Genomic DNA, 20,746 nt, shown 5'->3' with positions numbered 1-20,746 from the left:
GTGACGGTCATTTATTCATTACGACAAAGTTCTCAACGGGTAGCCACGGGAAGTGAGATTTCAGGATAAATAAGTCACTTTTAACCGAATCCGGTGTGACTGAAATTTTAATCGTATGGGAATCAATATCATGTTGGTATTGATACCAGTTGTCCAGGTATGACAATAACGCTTCTAGGCGCTCAGGTCCTTCCTGCGGATACTTCAACTCTAATGCACAAGTCATGTTAACTTCCCCACGCGCGCTTATCGTATTTTTAAGTGTAGAGCCTTTTAAAAACTGCCGATGAAAATTCAAAAGCTGATGATCATTTACGGGATAAATTTATCAGTTAGGTAGCCGAGGCGGTATGGTACTAAGGTATAACCTAAAGGGGCGAATATTTAAGCATGTAGTACCAACGATACGAGTTTTTCTAGGTAGGGATTTATTAATTCAGTATATTAGCAATGGAAAATGTTAATGAGCGGTTAACTCGCGTTTGTCCGGTTAACGCACGATGACCAGCGCTGGATTGGCTGGAAACATTAAAACATTTTGTTCAACAAGTTGAAGCTGGACAAAGTTGATTAATACTTGTGGTACTGATGCATCGCCAGAAGCGTGGTTCCCCTTAAGTCATTCAAAGGACTGAAAGCACTATGAGAAAGAATTTACCCGTGACCGATCGAGAGCAAACTTTTGGTGTTGAGCAAAAGCTTATTTCCGTCACAGATCTCAGCGGCATTATTACCGATTGTAATCAGGAATTTATCGATATCAGCGGCTATTCCAGAGAGGAACTTGTTGGTCAACCACATAATTTGGTTCGTCATCCCGATATGCCGCCAGAAGCTTTTCGTAATATGTGGAGTTATCTCAAACAAGGCAAACCCTGGATGGGCATTGTCAAAAATCGCTGTAAAAATGGCGATTTTTATTGGGTAAATGCATATGTCACCCCAATGACTGATAACGGCAAAGTGATTGGGTTTCAATCCGTTCGCACTATGGCGAAACGGCAAGATGTAGAAAGATGCGAGACGCTTTACCGCCGTCTTAATGCGGGGAAAGGGCTTAAGCGGCAGCGATTAATAAGCTTCGAGAATATTTTTATCTTGCTTGCCGTTACGTTATGCACGGTGTTGTTTTTTGCCGGACATAGCAGCATTTCTGAAACCGTGCTGTCGGTGTCTTTTATTATCTACGCAATATTGGTCAATATATCAAAGCAGCAGATCTACAACAGTTTGATGGAGTTGTTGTCTGGCGGATTTGATGATCCATTAGCGGTCCAGAGTTATACCGAGCAACGTAATTTACTCGGTAAGATTAAAGTCGCGATTTTAAGTGAAAGAGCGCATCTCAATACTGTGTTAACGAGAATGGAGCATGCTGCCACGATTATGGTGGATGAAACAAATGCGTCTGTAAGGCTAACCGAGCGTACTCAGGCGACTTTAGCCAGCCAACATCAAGAAACGGAATTAGTGGCTACCGCCATGAATCAAATGACTACAACCATCACTGAAGTCTCACGCCATGTATCTGAGACGAGTGATCGTGTCCGTCGTTCGACAACGCTCGCAACAGAAGCCAAAGATGTTGCCAGCAAAACCAGTGAAGCGATTGAAGATGTGAGAAGCGTCGTCGATGATATCTCACGTTCTGTGGCCAGTGTGTCAGAGCAAACAGACAACATTGCATCAGTGGCGCAGATGATCCAACAGATAGCGGAACAAACCAATTTACTCGCATTAAATGCAGCGATTGAGGCCGCTCGGGCCGGTGAACAGGGAAGAGGCTTTGCTGTCGTTGCCGATGAAGTTCGTTCGCTGGCGAGCCGTACTCAAGAATCTACCAAAGAGATCCACGGAATTATCAAGGAACTAGCCGATCGCGCCAGTATTGCTGTACATGTTGCTCAACAAGGGCAGGGAAAAGCACAGACAGGGCTAGACCGGGTTAAAGATAGTGAAAATTTGCTCTGCGGTATCGCGTCTGAGCTGGATAATATTTCACAGATGGCAGTACAGATGGCATCTGCAGTAGAAGAACAGGCTCACGTTTCTGAAGATATCAACCAACAAATCCACAATATCTCAGTCATGGCGCACAGCAGTCAGGAAGATGCGGTAGGGGCTTCATCGCGGATCCACAATCTTAAACAAATTGCGCATAACCTGCTGGAAACCGTCAAGCGCTTCGCCCGTTAATGTTATAAATGGAAAGGGCTGCATCCTGGTCTTTTCCATTGATATCAATCTATGCGATCATAAATTTCGGTCTTCTATACGAGTGCTGTTAGTGTGTTAACGCATACCCGTTACCTCCGCCAGGGGCCTGACTATCGTTTCGGTGAGCCACAGTCATTCCTTACGGTAAGAGATACCTTTGGCTTTGCGTCAGTGAGAGTCGGCCGTTGGGTGTCTGATGAAGAATCGCAGATTGCTGCAAATCTGATTTTTGATTCACTGGCGGATTTGGCGTTTATCTTAAATGTGCCACCCAATACTCTTGGGCTCAGACAATCGCTGAATCTGGATTTTGGTATCGGCGGACAAAAAGGCGTACAAGCACACTATGCGCCAGGCAGTCGCACTTTGGCCTTAGCTAAAAATGCTGGGGCAGGTGCTTTAGCCCATGAATTCTGGCACGCCCTGGATCACCACTTAGCATCAGCTGCTTTTGTGACACCCCCTGATCTCGCCATTAGCTTTGCCAGTGACTTGTGGTTGCAGGAGTATCCGCTTAAGAAACATCCGCTGAACGAAGCGTTAGCATCGTTACTGCAAACCGTGCTTTTGCGCGACAACGGTGCAAATCCCAGTGTGTATGTTCAGCAGTCTGTGACACTGGATAAAGCGCACGGTATCTACTATTTTTCTCGACCGACGGAGTTAATGGCGCGAGCGTTTGAATCTGCGATTGCGCATTGTGCGCCGATACGTAATCAATATCTGGTATCGGGTACGCAGGATGTTTTAGCGCACGAAAAACCAGCTTATCCAGCGCTTGATGTTTTGCCTGATATTTTTGCCGCGATTCAGCAGTATTTTCAGCTGCTCGGAAAAATGCTCTCGGCTTAATGCAATATCGTTTGAATTCTTACAGTTTTTTGCACTTATACCTATAACTTCGGAGTTGACCGTTTGGGTGCCGTTGTCACACAATGCTAACAATTAGCACAAGACTATTCACGTGAAGTTACGTTTTTACTGAAGAGGAGATTACATGCCACAACTGTTGATTACCGGCGCCAACCGCGGCATAGGATTAGCACTGACCGAGCTGTACTTGGCTGCTGGCTGGGATGTTGTAGCATGTTGTCGAGACCCAGCACAGGCAGATGATCTGCTGTACCTGATTAGCGATAATCCTGGTCTTGAAGTCTATCAGTTAGATGTTACGGATTATGATGCGCTATCAGATCTCGCTCATGAGCTTAGTGATCGCCCCATCGATCTGCTGATCAATAATGCAGGCTATTATGGTCCCAATGCCGTTTTGTTAGGTGACATTCCGGTTGATGAGTGGCGTAAAGTTATGGAGATAAATGCTATTGCGCCAATAAAAGTGACGGAAGCCTTTTTGCCTAATTTGCGTTTAGCCAAAGGCACGGTAGCGAATATCAGCTCAAAAATGGGCAGTATCGAGGATAATCAAAGTGGTGGTGGTTATCTTTATCGTTCTTCGAAAGCAGCGCTTAATGCTGCCAGTAAAAGTTTGGCGTTAGACTTGGCGGCCGACGGAATTAAGGCTGTGGTGCTCCATCCCGGTTGGGTGCGCACCGATATGGGCGGGCCACACGGTCTGATTGATGCTGATACTTCTGCGCAAGGAATTAAATCACTATTGGAGCAATTGCAGCCCCAAGACAGTGGCAAATTTTTTGATTATCAGGGCAAGCATCTTGCCTGGTAACCCTTGGCTTACTTAATTGACATCGGTGGGCTCGCCGTTAGAGGAAAGACTGCCGATTTACAAGGAATAACACTAAAACGGTAGCCAAAAGCTTGCTGCTTATCAGGGGTGAGCAGCAGTAACTCATAATCATTTAATTCCACGCTATGTGCGGTTTCTGGCTTTTCACAACGGCTTTTACTGTCAGCTTCAAAATTATATGCAAAAAACGCCACACTGGCGCGGACCCAATGCTGATAACGTTGCAGCAACATGCTGTAATCATGTTCCTTATCTGCTGATGACGGTAAAGGCACTTCCTCTGCTGCAGCTACTGCCCCCGCAGGTTGTTGATGGCTGATTGTCTTTGTTTCGTCTTGAGCAATATTAAGATTCAACTTCATATCGCCAAGCTTTTGTTCAAGTGCCTTGCCGTCGCCAAACAACATTAGAAGATGTACCAGCACCAATGCAGAGAGGACCAGACGCACGGTTGCAGTCATCCCGGGATAGGCATTTTTAAACTGCCATTTAAGTCCAACTAACCCCAGCAATTTCAGTCCTAATAACAGCAGAAGATAGAACGGAATGATGAGCTGCATCACCAGTAGCACGATCGCACTAATGACTACTGCCCAGATGGGTAACTCCAGTAACAGGGTGAAGTTGTGGGTGTAATTAAAATGTGTGCTTGACACCCCAGTCACATCATTAACAATAGATGCGCTATCGGCTAAGGAAAAATTCGCAATGATCGCATAGAACAGCAGAATTACCGCTTTCCCCGCTAGTGAATGCCACATCCGAGTAAATAGTGGCCAGAACTCAATAAGCAATGCGGTTACAGTAAGACAAACAGTGACGAATGGGTGGTCGTTGTAGAAAAACAAACTGACCAGGGCAAAACAATAAACGCGCTGTGCATTAGATAACTTTTGCCAATATGGCGCTGGCGCATTCAATAATGCCTGAGTTTTTTGGTAAAGATTTTCAAGTTGGCCAGTTAAATTCCGTTTTAAATCTGCAATCCCCATAGCACCCTCGAACGCCGTTGAAATGCCTGATTTTGTCTGAGCATAGTTGTTTGTTGGCGGATAATTGGCAATAACAACTTTGTATCAAATCTAATGCATGAACACTTTTGTCGCCATGAAAAACCAGTAACTAATCATAAGGATATGCTTAATTACCAACAAATTTGGGGGTATTGGCACAAAAGCTGGTTAAATTTGCTACAATAACCAATCACATTCGGTCGTAAACATTGCGATTGCAACGCCTATGCGGCCACACCGTTAGGATATTCCGGTAACAACATTTTGATTCCCTGTTTATCGCAACGAGGGTTGTTGTTTGCCGCCGGAATTTGCCTAGCGGCTGTCATTTATGGCAGAAAATGGGCTATTAATGCCTGATTTTACGTCAGAAAACGGTTTCGGGAGGTAAAGTATAATGAGTATTTCTGACTTATCCCAAGAGCAGCATCCTGCACTGATCCATACAGAGCGTTGTACAGTATTGTCACACACCCAAAGAGATGAAGGCGAATGGGTTCAACATACCTTGATGGTCAAGAATTGTGAAATACCATTTCGTTTCAGACGTCCGAAAAAATACCGCAGTTTGAAAGGGGCGCAAGTCACGCTCGATTATTATCCGCAAACAACATTAGTGGCGGGGTTTGAGATGGAAACCATGCGCGTAGTTCGCATTCGGCGTAGTTAACGAAGACGCGATCAATCTAACGCCATCAATAATCGATATTCATCCAACGCAAATTCGTCGGTCATGCCGCTGATATAATCCTGTATCAGCCGGCAGCGATGATAGAACTCTGGTAACTGGGGCTCAGCAACTGAGCGTCTATATGTTGCGAGATGCTTGGGGGGTAATCTTTTCAGTAATCGTTTCTCAATTAAGCAGCCTTTAGCGGTACCGGCCATTAGCTCGCCAAAGCCCTCTGCGGTTAGCGTTAACAGTGGCTTATAGCAATCTAGTAACGTGCTGACGATGCGATACCCGCGTAATTCCATCTGTTCAACTTCTTTATGGCTGAAAACTTCTCGAAACGCGACCTGCTTTAATGATTCGGTAATGGCATGTTGGTAGCCGTTATCTTCCAACAATGGCTGGTTTAATTCGCCATTGAAAATAATGTCCAGATTGTCGACAAATCGCTGCGCGGCGTGCTCAACCAATGGATGGATCAGTTTCACACGCAAGAAAGTGAAAAACTGGCTTTGCGGATTAATACCATTCTTATCTGCCGCAGTTTGCGCATAACTGATAGCATCGTTCATCAGCACATGATGCGTTGAGGGTAACTGCATTTTCTGGCATTGCTGCGGATATTCTTCAGCAAGTTGTCGTTGTAAATAGGTGAGAGAAATGACATCTTTTTCGACGGCATCTTCGATATCGGCCAAACAATATGAAATGTCATCCGCCGCCTCCATGATATAGCTGACCGGATGGCGACTATCTTTAGGCATATTCAAAGTCTGGTAGATGGCGTTTACCACAGACCGTTCACTTTCATAATATCCGACTTTTTTCATCAAGTAAGACTTACTTTTAGGAATGTCGGCTTGGTCCAGAGAGCCGCAACGAGTGTACTTCAGAATGCCAGCCAACTGACTATAAGTGAGATTTAAACCCAGCAACGTGTGCATCAGCCGTAATCCCTGAGCATTGCCTTCAAAATGGCTGATGTCGCGGACGAGGCCACTATTACTAGTGAAGTCGGCAGGCGCTATGGTGTTGATGTGCGATTGGAACCAGTCACTTATCGCCGCTTCACCAAAATGACCAAAGGGCGGATTACCGACATCGTGCATCAGACAAGCCATTTCTACCAACGTTTCTAGAGAGCGTTCCATATTATTAAGGCCCAGTTGGCTTAAGGAATGCTGCTGAGCTAATAGATATTCAAAAATCTTTTGTACGATAAAACGTCCGGTTTGCTGTACTTCGAGTGAATGCGTGAGACGACTTCTTACCGCGGCATTACGTTCCAGCGGAAATACTTGGGTCTTTTGTTGTAATCTGCGGATGGCAGCTGAATTGATAATGCGGCCTCGATCGCTTTCAAATGCATGTTGCAGTGCTTGCCTAGTATCACTGTTGTCTTGGTTGCGCATGTTGTATGGGCGTGCAACGGTGATGCGGCGAGAGAAATCGACATTTGCCATGGTGATCCCGAGTAGTAGATATCTAACTGATCTTTTAGAGAAAGATAATTTATTTCCTATGTCCCCAGTCTAAACCAATCTGTGGTATTGTCACAGCGCCTTAATTTTTCAGCATAGGAGCGCGCATAGATGTCTAAAACTATTGTGATTGCGGTGGCTGTCGTTGCATTAGTCTTACTTGGTGTTTTCGGTTGGCAGCATCAGAAGGCCAAGCAACTGCCTTTATTCGGTAGTTGGAGCAGTGGTTGCATTGTTGATGGGGCAAAAAGTAAAGAATTCACGATGGAATTTGGCAAAGACACTTATCGCAGTGATGCTCGGTTATATGACAATACTCAGTGTCAGGAGCCGACGATTAGTGAATATCATGGTAGCGCTTACGCAGAAGTGGCTGATGCACATCTGAACACCTGTGATGGCGGCGAAGCATTAATGCTGACCTTATATTGGGATGACAAAACCCAGCCTAAACCGCTGGTATTACAACATACCGCTGATAATAAGCTGTTCACCGGTTTTCCGCAGGACAAGCCTGAGGGCAAAGGCGGCTGGTGTATTGATAAATCAACCGTTTACTCGCCAATAGCAAAATAATCGTATCTGTTAACTTGTAACAAACTGTGAGAATCATTGATTTGTAGCTGCAATCTGGCCGATGCCGTGGTTAACTCGGACGCAATAAAAGTACAAGAAAGGAAGCAACTTCATGAATAAACTGATATTGCCGCTGGTGGTAAGTATTGCATTGGGCGGCCTTACCGCATGTCAGTCGGATGGCACTTTAGCCAAAAGTGAACATCTAATATCTGCAGCTAACGCCGATCAAAATCAGCAGTTCAAATTATTTAGCCAACAGTTTATCGATGATTTCTGGAAACAGGCGCCAACCTACGCGTTATATAGTGGTTATCACCAATATGATGCGAATTTACAGGTGCCAGATGCGGCTAGTCGCCGTGAGATGTTGGCGTTCATCGCGAAGTACCAGACATTGTTGAGTCACTTCAGCACCGCATCATTAACGCCAGCTAATCTTATCGATTACCGCTTGATTGAAAATCAACTCGCCAGTACTGCATGGGAAATCAATACCTTTAGAGCCTGGCAATGGGATCCTTCCAGTTACAATGTCGCTGGTGGTTTTGCACAGATAATCAATGAAAATTATGCGCCGTTAGATGTTCGGTTAAGGTCAGCTCTTGCCCGCTTGGAGAATGTTCCGGCTTACTATAAGGCGGCTGAAGCCAACATCAACGATCCAACACTGGAACATACGCAGCTCGCGATTGTACAAAATCAGGGGGCATTTTCAGTGTTGTCAGATGAGTTACTGCAAACCGCGGCGGACTCAGGGCTGACTGCTGAAGAAAAGCAATTGTTTAAAACCCGTTTTGCGGCTGCGAACGTTGCAATCAATGGCTACATCAGTTTCCTCAAAACACTTGAAATTAAATTGCAGCAGCAGGGTGCCAGAAGTTTTCGTATCGGTGAAAAACTTTATGAGCAAAAGTTTTTTTATGATATTCAGTCAGGTATGACCGCTAAAGCCTTATATGAAAAGGCATTAATTGATAAGGAAAAAGTTCAAGGTGAAATGGCGAAGATCACCGATAAATTGTGGTCAAAATATTTCACAACTGAAAAGCCTAAAGATGAAAAACAGGCTATTCGGCAGCTGATAGATAAATTGTCGGTAAACCATGTGAAGCGTGAGAACTTTGTTGCTGAAGTTAAACAACAATTGCCGCAATTAATTCAGTTCGTCAATGATCACCACTTAGTGCAATTGGATAAAGATAAACCTTTGGTAGTCCGTGAAACTCCTGCCTATTTTGGTGGGGTTGCCGGCGCATCGGTTAGCGCTCCTGGGCCTTATGAACAAGGTGGCAATACCTATTACAACGTTACGCCGCTTGATGGAATGTCGGACAGTGCCGCAGAGAGTTATCTACGTGAATATAACCATTGGGTGCTTCAGATCCTCAATATCCATGAAGCGATTCCTGGTCATTACGCCCAATTGGTTTACGCCAATAAATCACCCAGTTTGATCAAAAGCCTGTTTGGCAACGGTGCCATGATCGAGGGCTGGGCAGTTTACGCGGAACGAATGATGCTGGAAGAAGGGTATGGCAACTTTGAGCCAGAACTATGGTTGATGTACTTCAAGTGGAACCTGCGGGTGATTTGCAACACTATCCTCGATTACAGCATTCAGGTGAAGGGTATGACGAAAGCTGAAGCGATGGATCTAATGACGAAGGAAGCATTCCAGCAACAGGCTGAGGCTGAGGGTAAATGGCGTCGGGCGACATTAAGTCAAGTACAGCTCACCAGTTATTATGCCGGTTTCCGGGCGATCTACGATTTGCGTGACGAGATCAAAGCGAAGGAAGGCAAGGCGTTTAATCTGGAAAAATTCAATGAACAGTTTCTAAGTTATGGCAGCGCACCGGTTAAATACATCCGCCAGTTGATGTTGCAGCAATAATTAAACTAACACAAAAGGGCAGCTAAGGCTGCCTTTCTTATTCCTGTCCACATCGGCTAAGTTGCATTTAATCCTTTGTCATTTTGGTTTATCCTAGGGCGATTTTTGGCTCGCCGGTAGTAAACATTCCGGCTGACAATCAAGGAATTTGTATGCGGATCAGCGCCAATTTTGATGGTGGCAACATCCAGGTTTTAAGCCTGGCAAATAAAGATGATATTCAACTGGCCATTCGTCAGGACGAAGGTGGTGAATTCTATCAATGGTTTAACTTTCGTTTTGAAGGTGATGTCGGTAACAGTTACACCCTCAACATCGTCAATGCTGGTAGTTCATCCTATCCCAAAGGCTGGGAGAACTATCAGGCTGTCGCCAGTTATGATCGCCAACACTGGTTTCGTTTGCCGACACAGTATCAAGATGGAAAGCTGAGCATTGCCGTCGAATTGGATGCCGATGCCATTCAGATAGCATATTTTGCGCCTTACAGTTATGAACGACACTTGGATTTGCTGAGCTCAGTGCAGGTCCATCCTAAAGTATCGCTGGAACATTTAGGGCTGACCTTAGATGGCCGCGATATGACGCTGGTAAAAATTGGTGATGATAGCGAAGAGAAAAAATCTATCTGGATCACTGCCCGTCAGCATCCTGGTGAAACGATGGCGGAATGGCTAGTCGAAGGGTTGTTATATAAATTGTTGGACCCTGATGATCCAGTTGCTAAGCAACTGTTGGATAAAGCGAATTTTTATATAGTCCCAAATATGAACCCGGATGGCAGCGTACGTGGTCATCTGCGTACTAACGCTAAGGGGATTAACCTCAACCGTGAATGGCAGACACCTTCTTTAGAAAATAGTCCTGAAGTCTATTATGTCGTGCAAAAGATGCAGCAAACCGGTGTTGACCTGTTTTATGACGTTCACGGTGATGAAGGTTTGCCCTATGTGTTCCTTGCCGGTTGTGCGGGTATTCCCGATTGGACGGAGCGATTGCAAGCCCTACAGAACGCCTTTGAAAGTGCATTATTGCTGATAAGTCCCGATTTCCAGACTGAATTTGGGTATGGTAAAGATGAACCGGGAAAAGCCAATTTAACCATAGGTTCAAATTGGGTAGCGCAGACTTTCAATTGTCTTTCTAATACCTTGGAAATGCCATTTAAGGACAACGATAACTTAGCTGATCCCATGTTGGGTTGGTCGCCGGAGCGTTGTATCCATCTTGGCGAAGCCTCATTAACTGCGATGCTCGCTGTTGTAGATAAGTTGCGCTAAGGAGGAAGCATGGCTCTGACTACTTGTCCAATTTGTGATAAACGTATTTCTGACAAAGCTAAAACTTGTCCTCATTGCCAGACGGCGCTGGATGGCGATCTCTCCTCTGCGCAACGTATCAAGCAGATTGAAAAGTCCAGCAGACTGATGACCCATAGTTTTATTGCCATGACTGCCTTTATTGCAGGTGTCGTCGTGTGGTTTTGGGGCGGTGAGGTTGCCAGTGGTCCTCGTGCGATTATCGGTGGCGTACTTTTTGCCTTTGGTTTTGTTGGGTATTTGGTTACTCGCGTGCGTATTATCCTGAATAAACGGAAACAGTTATGACCGATCTGTTAAAAGTCATAGATGAGATGCCGCTTGAGGTTTATGAGCGCCTGAAAAGCGCCGCCGAAACTGGTAAATGGGAAGATGGCAGTGCCTTGTCTGAAGCCCAGCGAGATTCAACCTTGCAAGTGGTCATGTTGTTTCAGCAACGTCGATTGCATCTGCATGAGCACTTTACCATCGGTAATGACGGCACCGTGATTGAGCTTTCAAAGGCCGAACTTAAGAAACGTTTTCGCGGTGACACGATTGCCGAATTTAAAGAAGACGAATTGTAAAAATAAGGCCCAGAATTCTGGGCCTTATTTTTAGAGATTAATCGTTGGTCAGTTCACCGCACAGATTTTGCTGCATTTTTTCTCGGATCTCACTGACACTGAGGTCCTTTGAGAACAGGTAATGCAGTTTGGCTAATGCCGCTTCGGTGGTCATATCGTAACCACTGATAAGTCCGGCTTCTGCTAACGCATTGCCTGTTGCATAACCGCCCATATTAACCCTGCCTTGGCGACATTGTGTCAGATTGACTAACACGATGCCGTTATCATGAGCCTGCTTTAGCGTTTGCAATAATTCAGGATCTTGTGGTGCATTACCAACACCATAAGTTAATAAAATCAGTGCTTTAACTGGTTGCTGTAAGATGTTTTTAAAAATCTCATTCGAAATTCCAGGATATAAAGTCACTATCCCGATAGGTTGCGGGTGAATGTGGGTCACTTTTAACGGCTTGGAATCGTTGCTAGCAATCGTGCCTGCGTGCAAACGGATCTTGATGCCCGCTTCCAGTAGTAATGGAAAATTCGGTGAAGCAAATGCGTCAAAGCCATCAGCGTGCGCTTTAGTGGTACGATTACCGCGGAAAAGTTTATTGTTAAAAAACAAACAGACCTCAGCCACCGGATAATTCGCGGCAATATAGAGCGCATTCAAAAGGTTGGTTTGACCGTCCGAGCGCAGTTCTGACAGGGGGATCTGCGAACCAGTAATAATCACCGGTTTGGAGAGATCCTGCAGCATAAAAGACAATGCTGATGCCGTGAAAGCCATCGTATCGGTACCATGCAGGATCACAAATCCATCATACTTGTCGTAATTTGCTTCTATGTCATTGGCAATCATCTGCCAATGTGCAGGGGACATATTGGAAGAGTCGATCACGGGAGAATATTCGTGCAATACAAACGCCGGCATCTCTTCTCGGAAGAATTCAGGCATTGAGTTAAGACATTCAGTCAGAAAACCCGCCACAGGAGCAAAGCCATGTTCAGTTTTCTGCATACCGATGGTGCCGCCGGTATAAGCAATATAGATATTTTTTTTAGTCATCGGGTACAGCGTTGTGGTTACTATAAAAATCGAGACTAAATTATATCAATAAAAAAAAATAAAGCCCGGATAACCGGGCTTTATTGACGTTTATTTAATAATTGCAACTATCGCAATATAAGTAAACGTTGTTGGGATCGTCGAAGGAGGCGAACTCCTGTGCCACTGCGGTTAACTGAGTCAGTATCTGTTGAGCCGCACTTGTGTGGGCAATGCTTGGCGGTACCCAAGCGGCAACATTGGATAATAACTTTTGCATGAACAGCTGTTCAGGCGTCAGTTCTTTTTCAATCACCCGGGTATCATAGTGTGACAAGCCCGCCAGTTCAGCCGCTTTAGCAATGGCAGCGTCTTCATCGCCTAAATCGTCTACGAGTCCCAACTGTTTGGCTCTGATACCTGACCAAACCCGACCCTGTGCAATTTTATCGACTTGTTCCAATGTCATATGCCGTTCTTTGGCGACTAGCGAAATAAAGTCATGATATCCGCGTTCTATATGTCGCTGAATGACGGCTTTGACCCCATCTGAAAGCGGTCGGGTCACAGATAAATTGGCCCAATCGGTGGTTGCGACGCCATCTGTATGAACACCCAGCGCAGCAAGGGAGTCTTCAAACGTGGTGAGCATGCCGAATATGCCGATAGAGCCGGTGAGGGTGGCTGGGTTAGCATAGATATAATCGGCACTGGCTGAGATCCAGTATCCACCAGAAGCCGCCAGACTGCTCATACTGACGACCACAGGTTTCCCTGCAGCTTTCAATGCTAACACTTCCTGACGGATTTGCTCAGATGCGAATGCGCTGCCGCCAGGGCTGTCTACGCGTAAAACTACCGCTTTGATTTTGTCATCAAACCGCGCTTTGCGCAGTAGCGCTGAAGTACTGTCACCCCCGATAGTACCGGCAGGCTGGTTCCCATTCAGAATATTACCTTTTGCGACCACAATGCCGATACCGTCTTGTGGTAAGACCGGAGTAGCAGGCGCGTTGAGGCTGGCATAATCGTAGTAATCAATCTGCTTGAAGCTGTGACCTTTAGCGGCTTTACCTACCAGTTTAATCATCGCCTGACGGAATTGATCGGCAGTAGCGAGCTTGTCTACCCACTTCATATCGAGCGCCATCTGTCCTGACTGGCCGTCTGCATCGTTCAGCACTTTAAGATAACGGGTTGAGTCGAGACCAAAATCGCTAGGTTGAATACCTCGATTTTTGGCGGCGGTAGTCGTGTAGATATCCCAGATATCATTCAGTAATGCAGTGTTCGCTTCTTTGGCAGCGTCAGACATATCGTCGCGAATGAAGGGTTCAACCGCAGACTTGTAGGTGCCAACACGGAAGACATGGGTGTTGATCTTGAGCTTGTCTAATGCAGATTTATAAAATTGCCGGTAACTGCTGAGACCTTCAACGGTCACCATACCTTGTGGATTGAGATAAATTGTATCGGCGTAGGTTGCCAGTAAGTATTGATACTGATTGTAATAGTTACCCATCGCGATGACAGGCTTACCACTTTTCTTAAAAGCTTCAATGTGGCGGCCAATGGTTTGGATCTTGGTGATCCCCCCCGGCGCCATATCGCCAAGGTCTAAAACGAGCGCGCTAATGCGTTTGTCGTTGGCCGCGCTGTCGATGTTATACAACACATCACTTAGCAGCAGTTCGCCATTAGCATCTCGGCCCTGACGTTGTTTCAGAATGGCATCCAAGGGATCAATGTCCTGCTTCTGATCCACTAATCTGCCAGCCAGATCCAGTACCAGTGCCGAGCCGTCGTCAACTTTCACTTCATCACTGCTAAATAGTGCTACGGTGAACACTATCAGGATGAGGAAGAACAGCGGGAAGAACACCAGATTTAGCACCAATTTGCGAATAAAGTTGATGACATTCCATATCAATATCAGTGTATTTTTGGTTGTCAGAGGTTTCGCAGACATAACCTTTCCTTATTCCATCGAATATGCCAATGCTAACCGAATTTGCTCAGATGAGCGAAACTCATTTGTAAATGTCTGATACAAATTAACTGTTGTTATTCGAGGTCACTGGCTACTTGAGCTAACGCAATCCAAAGGTTATGCTGGATTAAAACAAGTGTTTAAAAAGGGCATTTAGATGACTGCGCAGAGATTGATGTTGCAACCGTTAGATCTTGGTTTTACCCATCTCAAAAATCGTGTGGTCATGGGGTCAATGCACACCGGGCTTGAAGAGGAAAAAAACGGCTTTGAAAAGCTCGCGGCATTTTATCGGGAACGGGCGAAAGGCGGTGTAGGGCTTATCGTTACAGGTGGAATATCACCAAATTTTCGTGGTCGCTTAACACCCAATGCGACTCAATTAAGTTTTTCTTGGCAAGTCGGCAAACATCGTATTGTCACACATGCCGTACATCAGGCTGGCAGTAAAATCTGCATGCAGTTGTTACATGCAGGGCGTTATGCCTATCATCCCTTTTCGGTTGCACCGTCAAAACTTAAATCACCTATCACCCCATTTACGCCACGGGCCATGTCAGCCAGACAAGTTCGCAAAACCATTCGTGATTTTGGGCAAAGCGCATATTTAGCTCAAAGGGCTGGATATGATGGCGTTGAAATCATGGGGTCGGAAGGATATCTGATCAATCAGTTTATTTGCAGTCGCACGAATCAGCGTACTGATGAATATGGCGGCGATTTTGTTAATCGCAGTCGTATTGCCGTAGACATTGTTGAGGAGGTAAGACGCCGCGTTGGTAGCGATTTTATTGTGATTTTTCGGTTATCGATGTTGGATCTGGTGGAGCAGGGATCAAGCTGGGACGAGGTGGTATTACTGGCTAAACGGTTAGAGGTCGCTGGCGTCACATTGATTAATACCGGGATAGGATGGCATGAAGCAAGGATCCCAACGATTGCCACCAGTGTCCCTCGTGCGGCTTTTACCTGGGTGACAGCCAAACTGCGTAAAGAGGTATCAGTACCGCTGATAGCGACTAATCGCATCAATATGCCAGCAGTCATTGAACAAGTGCTTGAAAGTGGTCAGGCCGATATGGTGTCTATGGCAAGGCCATTTCTGGCTGATCCGGATTTCGTTAACAAAGCTGCGGCGCACAATGATGACGCAATCAACACTTGTATTGGTTGCAATCAGGCGTGTTTAGACCATACCTTCAAATTACAACGAGCCACTTGCCTGGTGAATCCGCGGGCGGCATATGAAACCGAACTAAATTTCATCCGGGCTTACACATCCAAAAAATTAGCCGTTATTGGCGCCGGTCCTGCGGGCATGGCCTTCGCCGTGTATGCCGCGCAGCGTGGCCATCAAGTCACCTTGTTCGAAGCGCGCAGTGAAATCGGCGGCCAGTTTAATCTGGCGAAAAATATTCCCGGTAAAGAGGAATTTCGTGAGACCTTACGGTATTTCCGCTACCAGCTTGAACATCTGGGCGTTGACCTCAAATTAAATACATTGGCGACGGTGCAAACATTAGCTGCGGAGCAATTCGATGAAGTGGTGCTCGCCGCTGGTGTCGTCCCGCGGGCATTGAATTTTCCCGGTTTTGACTCAGAAAAGGTGGTCGGCTATCAATCGTTACTGCGTGGTGAAGTAACAGTAGGCAATCGTGTTGCTATCATCGGCGCAGGTGGCATCGGCTTCGATGTGGCACATTTTCTGGCCGAACAACAATCAGCCACCCTGCAACCGGTTAAATGGTATCAACGTTGGGGCATTGACACTCTATATGCGCATCGCGGTGGACTATTAGCGGAAATGACTGACGAAAAGCCACAAAAGGAGATTTGGCTATTACAACGTAAGCCGGGTAATCCTGGCAAAACGTTGGGAAAGACCACCGGTTGGATCCACCGAATGACGCTAAAACGTCACGGGGTGAAAACCATTTCAGGTGTAAGTTACCATCATTTTGACAGTGAAGGACTGCACATTATGGTGGAAGACAAGGCTCAAGTCATTCCCTGCGATAATGTGGTCATTTGTGCAGGACAAGAATCGAACCTCAGCTTGTTACCAGCATTAGCGCAACTGGGTATTCCTGTGCACATTATCGGTGGTGCTAAACTTGCCGCTGAGCTTGATGCAAAGCGGGCCATTCGTGATGCCGCCGAATTAGCAATGCGGGTGTGACCATGTGGTTGACTGACTACACGGTTTTACTGGCTTAAGCGCGGTATTTTTCTGCTAACAATGGCATATCTGCGCCACGACAGGATAATTCTAAATCTAGATCTTCTTCTGGAATGCAGCAGCAGGGTAGACATTCATCGTCCTGTAATTCTGCTAATGGTTCCGTAAGATAACATACGGAACCACTGCGGATTTTAGTGCGACAACAGCCACAATAGCCGCTGCGGCATTCAGAAAAAATTCGCACTTTTTTAGCTTCCAGCACCTGCAGCAAAGTTTGTGGCTGTTGCTGCCAATTCCACAGCAACAGTGGTTCTCCTTGCAGCAGCACGATTGGTCGCTTTTTAAAGATCAAAGTCTGAGAACTCATTTTCATCCACGGCTGAATCTATCTGTCCCACCAAGTAGGAGGAGACTTCCACTTCCTGTGGCGCGACTTGTACGGCGTCACTTTCTAACCAGTTTTTCATCCACGGTAATGGATTACTGCGTTCTGGGTAAGGCAACGGGAGGTTGACGGCTTTCATCCGTTGGTTGGTAATGTATTCCACGTATTGGCTGAGGATCGCTTCGTTCAAGCCAATCATTGAACCATCTTTAAATAGATATTTTGCCCAGGCCTTTTCCTGTTCGGCAGCGCGCAGGAACAGATCGTACGCTTCTTGCTGACACTCTTTGGCTATTTCACCCATTTCTGCGTCATCACGGCCACCTTGCATCAAATTGATGATGTGTTGAGTACCATTCAGGTGCAATGCTTCATCACGCGCAATAAGGCGAATAATCTTGGCATTACCTTCCATCAGCCGGCGTTCTGCAAAGGCAAATGAACAGGCGAAACTTACATAGAAGCGGATTGCTTCCAGTGCATTCACTGACATCATACATAAGTACAATGCTTTCTTAATATCGTGAGTGGTCACTGAAAGTTGTTTACCGGCAATATTAAAAATACCTTCGCCATGCAAGTGATAAACCTGTGTCAGCTGGATCAGGTGATCATAATAATCGGCAATATCCGTGGCACGTTTGAGGATCTCTTCGTTGACGACAATATCACCAAAGACTACCGAAGGATCATTCACAATATTACGGATAATGTGAGTGTAGGAACGGCTATGGATCGTTTCGGAAAACGACCAGGTTTCAATCCAGGTCTCTAGCTCTGGAATCGACACTAAAGGTAAAAAAGCGACGTTCGGCGAACGCCCCTGAATTGAGTCCAGTAATGTCTGATATTTCAGATTAGAAAGAAAGATGTGTTTTTCATGTTCAGGTAGCTGCACAAAATCGATTTTGTCCCGAGAAACATCAACTTCTTCTGGACGCCAAAAGAAAGACAGCTGCTTTTCAATCAGCTTTTCAAACAGTTCATATTTTTGTTGATCATAACGTGCCACATTAACAGCCTGACCAAAAAACATCGGTTCACGAGTGGCGTCATTGGGTGTTTGACAAAAAATTGAATAAGCCATATTGCGTTCGTCCAAACAAAGGGGCCATCAGGCCCCGTTAAACCTTAAATTTTGCAGGCTCCGCCAGCGCAGCCGTCATCTTCTTTTTCGATACTGATATCATCAAGCTGATCCGATGCACCATCACGCGTGTTGTGATAGTAGAGGGTCTTAACACCCAACTTATAGGCTGTCAGTAAGTCCTTGAGCAGAGTTTGCATCGGAACTTTGCCATTGTCATATTTTGATGGGTCATAGTTGGTATTGGCAGAAATAGACTGGTCAATAAACTTCTGCATAATCCCCACCAATTGCAAATAGCCGTCATTACTTGGCATTTGCCACAATAATTCATAGCGATGCTTCAGTTGTTCGAAATCGGGAACCACTTGTTTCAGCTGCCCATCTTTACTGGCCTTAACGCTGATGAGTCCTCGTGGTGGTTCAATACCATTGGTGGCATTGGAAATCTGCGAAGAAGTTTCTGAAGGCATCAAGGCTGACAGCGTAGAGTTACGTAGGCCATATTGTTTGATATCGACACGTAATTTTTCCCAATCAAGATGTAACGGTTCGCTACAGATTTTATCGAGATCACGCTTATAGGTGTCGATTGGCAAAATGCCTTGCGCATAAGTTGTTTCATTAAATAACGGACACGCACCTTTCTCTTTCGCCAATTCCATGGATGCCTTTAACAGATAATACTGGAAGGCTTCAAAAGTACGATGGGTAAGACCGTTGGCGCTGCCATCAGAATATTTCACACCATGTTTAGCAAGATAGTTGGCAAAGTTGATGACACCAATACCCAGCGTCCGACGATTCATCGAGGCTGTACGCGCAGCCAAGATAGGATAATCTTGATAATCCAGCAGGTTATCTAATGCACGAACGGCTAAGTCTGCCAGCTTTTCCATCTCTTCAAGATTTTCGATGGCACCGAGGTTTAATGCTGACAATGTACACAGAGCAATTTCGCCAGTTGCGTCGTTAACATCATTAAGCGGTTTGGTCGGTAGTGCGATTTCCAAACATAAGTTTGATTGATGTACTGGCGCGACCTGAGGGTCAAACGGGCTATGAGTGTTACAGTGGTCGACGTTTTGAATGTAAATACGGCCGGTGGAAGCACGTTCCTGCATCATCAATGAGAACAGTTCGACAGCACGCAACGAGCGTTTACGGATCGATTCATCCTGCTCATATTTGACGTATAGCCGTTCAAATTCATCCTGATCCGCAAAGAATGCATCATAAAGACCCGGCACATCAGATGGACTGAACAGCGTAATGTTTTCACCCTTGATCAATCTCTGATACATCAGCTTATTGATTTGTACCCCGTAATCCAGATGGCGGATACGGTTGTCTTCAACACCGCGGTTGTTTTTCAACACCAGTAATGATTCGACTTCCAAGTGCCATAACGGATAAAACAGTGTGGCAGCACCACCACGAACACCGCCTTGTGAGCAGGACTTAACCGCCGTCTGGAAGTGCTTGAAGAAAGGAATACAACCGGTATGGAACGCTTCGCCGCCACGAATTGGACTGCCGAGTGCACGAATACGACCGGCATTGATACCAATCCCCGCGCGCTGACTGACATATTTAACGATAGCGGAAGAGGTGGCATTGATAGAGTCGAGACTGTCGCCACATTCAATCAATACGCAGGAACTAAACTGACGTGTTGGAGTTCTCACGCCTGACATGATCGGGGTCGGTAACGAGATTTTAAAAGTAGAAACTGCGTTATAGAAATCTTTAACATACTGCAAACGGGTTTCGCGCGGATAACCTGAGAACAAACAGGCGGCAACCAGCATATAGAGGAACTGAGCACTCTCATAGACTTCATGCGTCACGCGGTTTTGCACAAGATATTTGCCTTCGAGCTGCTTTACTGCAGCATACGAAAACGTCATATCACGCCAATGATCAATATAACCATCCATGACATTCAGCTCTTCAAGGCTGTAATCTTCAAGGATGTGCTTATCGTATTTGCCCATTTCAACCAGTTTGGTGACATGGTCGGCGAGCTTTGGCGGCTCAAATTGACCAAATGCTTTTTTACGCAGATGGAAAATAGCTAAGCGGGCAGCTAGGAACTGATAATCAGGAGAATCAGGAGAGATCAGATCTGCTGCAGCTTTAATGATGGTTTCGTGGATGGCTTCTGTGGGTATGCCATCGAAGAACTGCAGATGCGCCCGCAATTCGACTTCTGAAACAGACACGTTAGCCAGCCCTTCAGCGGCCCAGGTGATAACACGATGGATCTTATCGAGATCAATTTTCTCTCTTTCGCCACTGCGTTTGGTAACTGTCATATTGCTATTCATTGGAGATAGGCCCTGATTTTTATATTTAATGATGATGGCAAACACCATCAAAACTTCCTTTGTACAACAATCAAGCTCTGACCGTACACCGCTGTTTTTATGGATTGTTAGCGGCAAACTACTGTCATTTATTAGTCATGGACTAGTGGGTGTGATTGTCACCTACACACAATATGTGGTGTTTTTGTGTTTACAAGATACCAAGATAGTGAGGCTGACGGCTTTTTGCAAGTGGCGTTTCGGGGCATATCTTGTGGATATCTTTAGTTTGCTTCCCTGACAGATGCGGCAA

The 20,746-nt window shown here is 45.7% G+C and carries 18 protein-coding genes; 10 read left to right on the top strand and 8 right to left on the bottom strand.

Going from position 1 to position 20,746, the window contains the following annotated elements; translation table 11 throughout:
- Positions 1-7: 7 nt before the first annotated feature.
- On the bottom strand, positions 8-226 hold the full coding sequence (locus KDN34_RS09070; RefSeq protein ID WP_212593498.1) for a hypothetical protein: 219 nt from the start codon (positions 224-226) through the stop codon (positions 8-10).
- Positions 227-642: 416 nt separating this feature from the next.
- Between KDN34_RS09070 and KDN34_RS09065 the strand changes: the two genes are divergently transcribed.
- The 3 genes from KDN34_RS09065 to KDN34_RS09055 all read left to right on the top strand — a co-directional run bounded on the left by KDN34_RS09065 (position 643) and on the right by KDN34_RS09055 (position 3,904).
- Entirely contained in the window at positions 643-2,196 is a 1,554-nt protein-coding gene (locus KDN34_RS09065; protein ID WP_212593497.1) for a methyl-accepting chemotaxis protein, read from the top strand.
- Positions 2,197-2,289: 93 nt separating this feature from the next.
- Positions 2,290-3,069, top strand: a complete 780-nt coding sequence (locus tag KDN34_RS09060) for a CLCA_X family protein (RefSeq protein WP_212593496.1) — start codon at positions 2,290-2,292, stop codon at positions 3,067-3,069.
- Between the two features lie 145 nt (positions 3,070-3,214).
- Entirely contained in the window at positions 3,215-3,904 is a 690-nt protein-coding gene (locus KDN34_RS09055) for an SDR family oxidoreductase (protein WP_212593495.1), read from the top strand.
- Between the two features lie 8 nt (positions 3,905-3,912).
- Here KDN34_RS09055 and KDN34_RS09050 read toward each other — a convergent pair whose 3' ends face one another.
- The gene (locus KDN34_RS09050) at positions 3,913-4,917 is read right to left on the bottom strand and encodes a hypothetical protein (protein WP_212593494.1); all 1,005 of its coding nucleotides are present in this window, start codon (positions 4,915-4,917) and stop codon (positions 3,913-3,915) included.
- A gap of 418 nt (positions 4,918-5,335) precedes the next feature.
- On the opposite strand from KDN34_RS09050, the gene KDN34_RS09045 reads away from it, so the two are divergent.
- Positions 5,336-5,608: a hypothetical protein gene (locus KDN34_RS09045; protein WP_212593493.1), complete on the top strand. Its 273-nt coding sequence runs from the start codon at positions 5,336-5,338 to the stop codon at positions 5,606-5,608.
- An 11-nt stretch (positions 5,609-5,619) separates the two neighbouring features.
- On the opposite strand, the gene dgt is transcribed toward KDN34_RS09045, so the two are convergent.
- Positions 5,620-7,074 (bottom strand): dGTPase, encoded by a 1,455-nt coding sequence (gene dgt, locus KDN34_RS09040; protein WP_212593492.1) that lies wholly within the window; start codon positions 7,072-7,074, stop codon positions 5,620-5,622.
- 129 nt (positions 7,075-7,203) lie between these two features.
- Between dgt and KDN34_RS09035 the strand changes: the two genes are divergently transcribed.
- From KDN34_RS09035 to KDN34_RS09015, 5 genes are all read left to right on the top strand, one after another.
- A complete protein-coding gene (locus KDN34_RS09035) occupies positions 7,204-7,668 on the top strand; it encodes a hypothetical protein (RefSeq protein WP_212593491.1) in 465 nt (154 codons plus the stop codon).
- Positions 7,669-7,780: 112 nt separating this feature from the next.
- The gene (locus KDN34_RS09030; protein WP_212593490.1) at positions 7,781-9,565 is read left to right on the top strand and encodes a DUF885 domain-containing protein; all 1,785 of its coding nucleotides are present in this window, start codon (positions 7,781-7,783) and stop codon (positions 9,563-9,565) included.
- A gap of 152 nt (positions 9,566-9,717) precedes the next feature.
- The gene (locus KDN34_RS09025; RefSeq protein WP_212593489.1) at positions 9,718-10,845 is read left to right on the top strand and encodes a M14 family metallopeptidase; all 1,128 of its coding nucleotides are present in this window, start codon (positions 9,718-9,720) and stop codon (positions 10,843-10,845) included.
- Between the two features lie 9 nt (positions 10,846-10,854).
- A complete protein-coding gene (locus KDN34_RS09020; protein WP_212593488.1) occupies positions 10,855-11,172 on the top strand; it encodes a zinc ribbon domain-containing protein in 318 nt (105 codons plus the stop codon).
- Positions 11,169-11,450 (top strand): DUF1315 family protein, encoded by a 282-nt coding sequence (locus KDN34_RS09015; protein ID WP_212593487.1) that lies wholly within the window; start codon positions 11,169-11,171, stop codon positions 11,448-11,450. Before KDN34_RS09020 ends, KDN34_RS09015 begins: the two co-directional genes overlap by 4 nt.
- Before the next feature lie 37 nt (positions 11,451-11,487).
- Here the strand turns inward: KDN34_RS09015 and ansA are convergent, their stop codons facing one another.
- Together ansA and sppA are read right to left on the bottom strand one after the other, a co-directional pair.
- Positions 11,488-12,501: an asparaginase gene (gene ansA, locus KDN34_RS09010; RefSeq protein ID WP_212593486.1), complete on the bottom strand. Its 1,014-nt coding sequence runs from the start codon at positions 12,499-12,501 to the stop codon at positions 11,488-11,490.
- A gap of 94 nt (positions 12,502-12,595) precedes the next feature.
- Entirely contained in the window at positions 12,596-14,449 is a 1,854-nt protein-coding gene (sppA, locus tag KDN34_RS09005) for a signal peptide peptidase SppA (protein WP_212593485.1), read from the bottom strand.
- 178 nt (positions 14,450-14,627) lie between these two features.
- On the opposite strand from sppA, the gene KDN34_RS09000 reads away from it, so the two are divergent.
- Complete coding sequence (locus KDN34_RS09000) at positions 14,628-16,649, top strand: NADPH-dependent 2,4-dienoyl-CoA reductase (protein ID WP_228730299.1); 2,022 nt, start codon at positions 14,628-14,630, stop codon at positions 16,647-16,649.
- 34 nt (positions 16,650-16,683) lie between these two features.
- Here KDN34_RS09000 and yfaE read toward each other — a convergent pair whose 3' ends face one another.
- The 3 genes from yfaE to nrdA are packed head-to-tail and all read right to left on the bottom strand — an operon-like array spanning position 16,684 to position 20,454.
- Positions 16,684-17,025, bottom strand: coding sequence for a class I ribonucleotide reductase maintenance protein YfaE (gene yfaE, locus KDN34_RS08995; protein ID WP_407695765.1), 342 nt, complete (start codon positions 17,023-17,025; stop codon positions 16,684-16,686).
- Positions 16,994-18,124, bottom strand: coding sequence for a class Ia ribonucleoside-diphosphate reductase subunit beta (nrdB, locus tag KDN34_RS08990; protein WP_212593483.1), 1,131 nt, complete (start codon positions 18,122-18,124; stop codon positions 16,994-16,996). Before nrdB ends, yfaE begins: the two co-directional genes overlap by 32 nt.
- 44 nt (positions 18,125-18,168) lie before the next feature.
- On the bottom strand, positions 18,169-20,454 hold the full coding sequence (nrdA, locus tag KDN34_RS08985; RefSeq protein ID WP_212596587.1) for a class 1a ribonucleoside-diphosphate reductase subunit alpha: 2,286 nt from the start codon (positions 20,452-20,454) through the stop codon (positions 18,169-18,171).
- Between the last annotated feature and the right edge of the window lie 292 nt (positions 20,455-20,746).

It is taken from the genome of Shewanella yunxiaonensis, assembly GCF_018223345.1.
In the GTDB taxonomy this organism is placed as follows: Bacteria; Pseudomonadota; Gammaproteobacteria; order Enterobacterales; family Shewanellaceae; genus Shewanella; species Shewanella yunxiaonensis.
Note: the sequence above shows the minus strand (reverse complement) of the source record. Positions and strands in the feature narration are given on the sequence as shown.

What these genes read in the sequence shown, in the direction of transcription:
- KDN34_RS09035 (WP_212593491.1), top strand. Translation starts at nt 7,204, where the DNA reads ATGTCTAAAACTATTGTGATTGCGGTGGCTGTCGTTGCATTAGTCTTA.
- KDN34_RS09025 (WP_212593489.1), top strand. Translation starts at nt 9,718, where the DNA reads ATGCGGATCAGCGCCAATTTTGATGGTGGCAACATCCAGGTTTTAAGC.
- ansA (WP_212593486.1), bottom strand. Translation starts at nt 12,501, where the DNA reads ATGACTAAAAAAAATATCTATATTGCTTATACCGGCGGCACCATCGGT.
- KDN34_RS09045 (WP_212593493.1), top strand. Translation starts at nt 5,336, where the DNA reads ATGAGTATTTCTGACTTATCCCAAGAGCAGCATCCTGCACTGATCCAT.
- KDN34_RS09065 (WP_212593497.1), top strand. Translation starts at nt 643, where the DNA reads ATGAGAAAGAATTTACCCGTGACCGATCGAGAGCAAACTTTTGGTGTT.
- nrdB (WP_212593483.1), bottom strand. Translation starts at nt 18,124, where the DNA reads ATGGCTTATTCAATTTTTTGTCAAACACCCAATGACGCCACTCGTGAA.
- KDN34_RS09015 (WP_212593487.1), top strand. Translation starts at nt 11,169, where the DNA reads ATGACCGATCTGTTAAAAGTCATAGATGAGATGCCGCTTGAGGTTTAT.
- sppA (WP_212593485.1), bottom strand. Translation starts at nt 14,449, where the DNA reads ATGTCTGCGAAACCTCTGACAACCAAAAATACACTGATATTGATATGG.
- KDN34_RS09055 (WP_212593495.1), top strand. Translation starts at nt 3,215, where the DNA reads ATGCCACAACTGTTGATTACCGGCGCCAACCGCGGCATAGGATTAGCA.
- KDN34_RS09000 (WP_228730299.1), top strand. Translation starts at nt 14,628, where the DNA reads ATGACTGCGCAGAGATTGATGTTGCAACCGTTAGATCTTGGTTTTACC.
- yfaE (WP_407695765.1), bottom strand. Translation starts at nt 17,025, where the DNA reads ATGAAAATGAGTTCTCAGACTTTGATCTTTAAAAAGCGACCAATCGTG.
- dgt (WP_212593492.1), bottom strand. Translation starts at nt 7,074, where the DNA reads ATGGCAAATGTCGATTTCTCTCGCCGCATCACCGTTGCACGCCCATAC.
- KDN34_RS09050 (WP_212593494.1), bottom strand. Translation starts at nt 4,917, where the DNA reads ATGGGGATTGCAGATTTAAAACGGAATTTAACTGGCCAACTTGAAAAT.
- KDN34_RS09020 (WP_212593488.1), top strand. Translation starts at nt 10,855, where the DNA reads ATGGCTCTGACTACTTGTCCAATTTGTGATAAACGTATTTCTGACAAA.
- KDN34_RS09030 (WP_212593490.1), top strand. Translation starts at nt 7,781, where the DNA reads ATGAATAAACTGATATTGCCGCTGGTGGTAAGTATTGCATTGGGCGGC.
- KDN34_RS09070 (WP_212593498.1), bottom strand. Translation starts at nt 226, where the DNA reads ATGACTTGTGCATTAGAGTTGAAGTATCCGCAGGAAGGACCTGAGCGC.
- nrdA (WP_212596587.1), bottom strand. Translation starts at nt 20,454, where the DNA reads ATGAATAGCAATATGACAGTTACCAAACGCAGTGGCGAAAGAGAGAAA.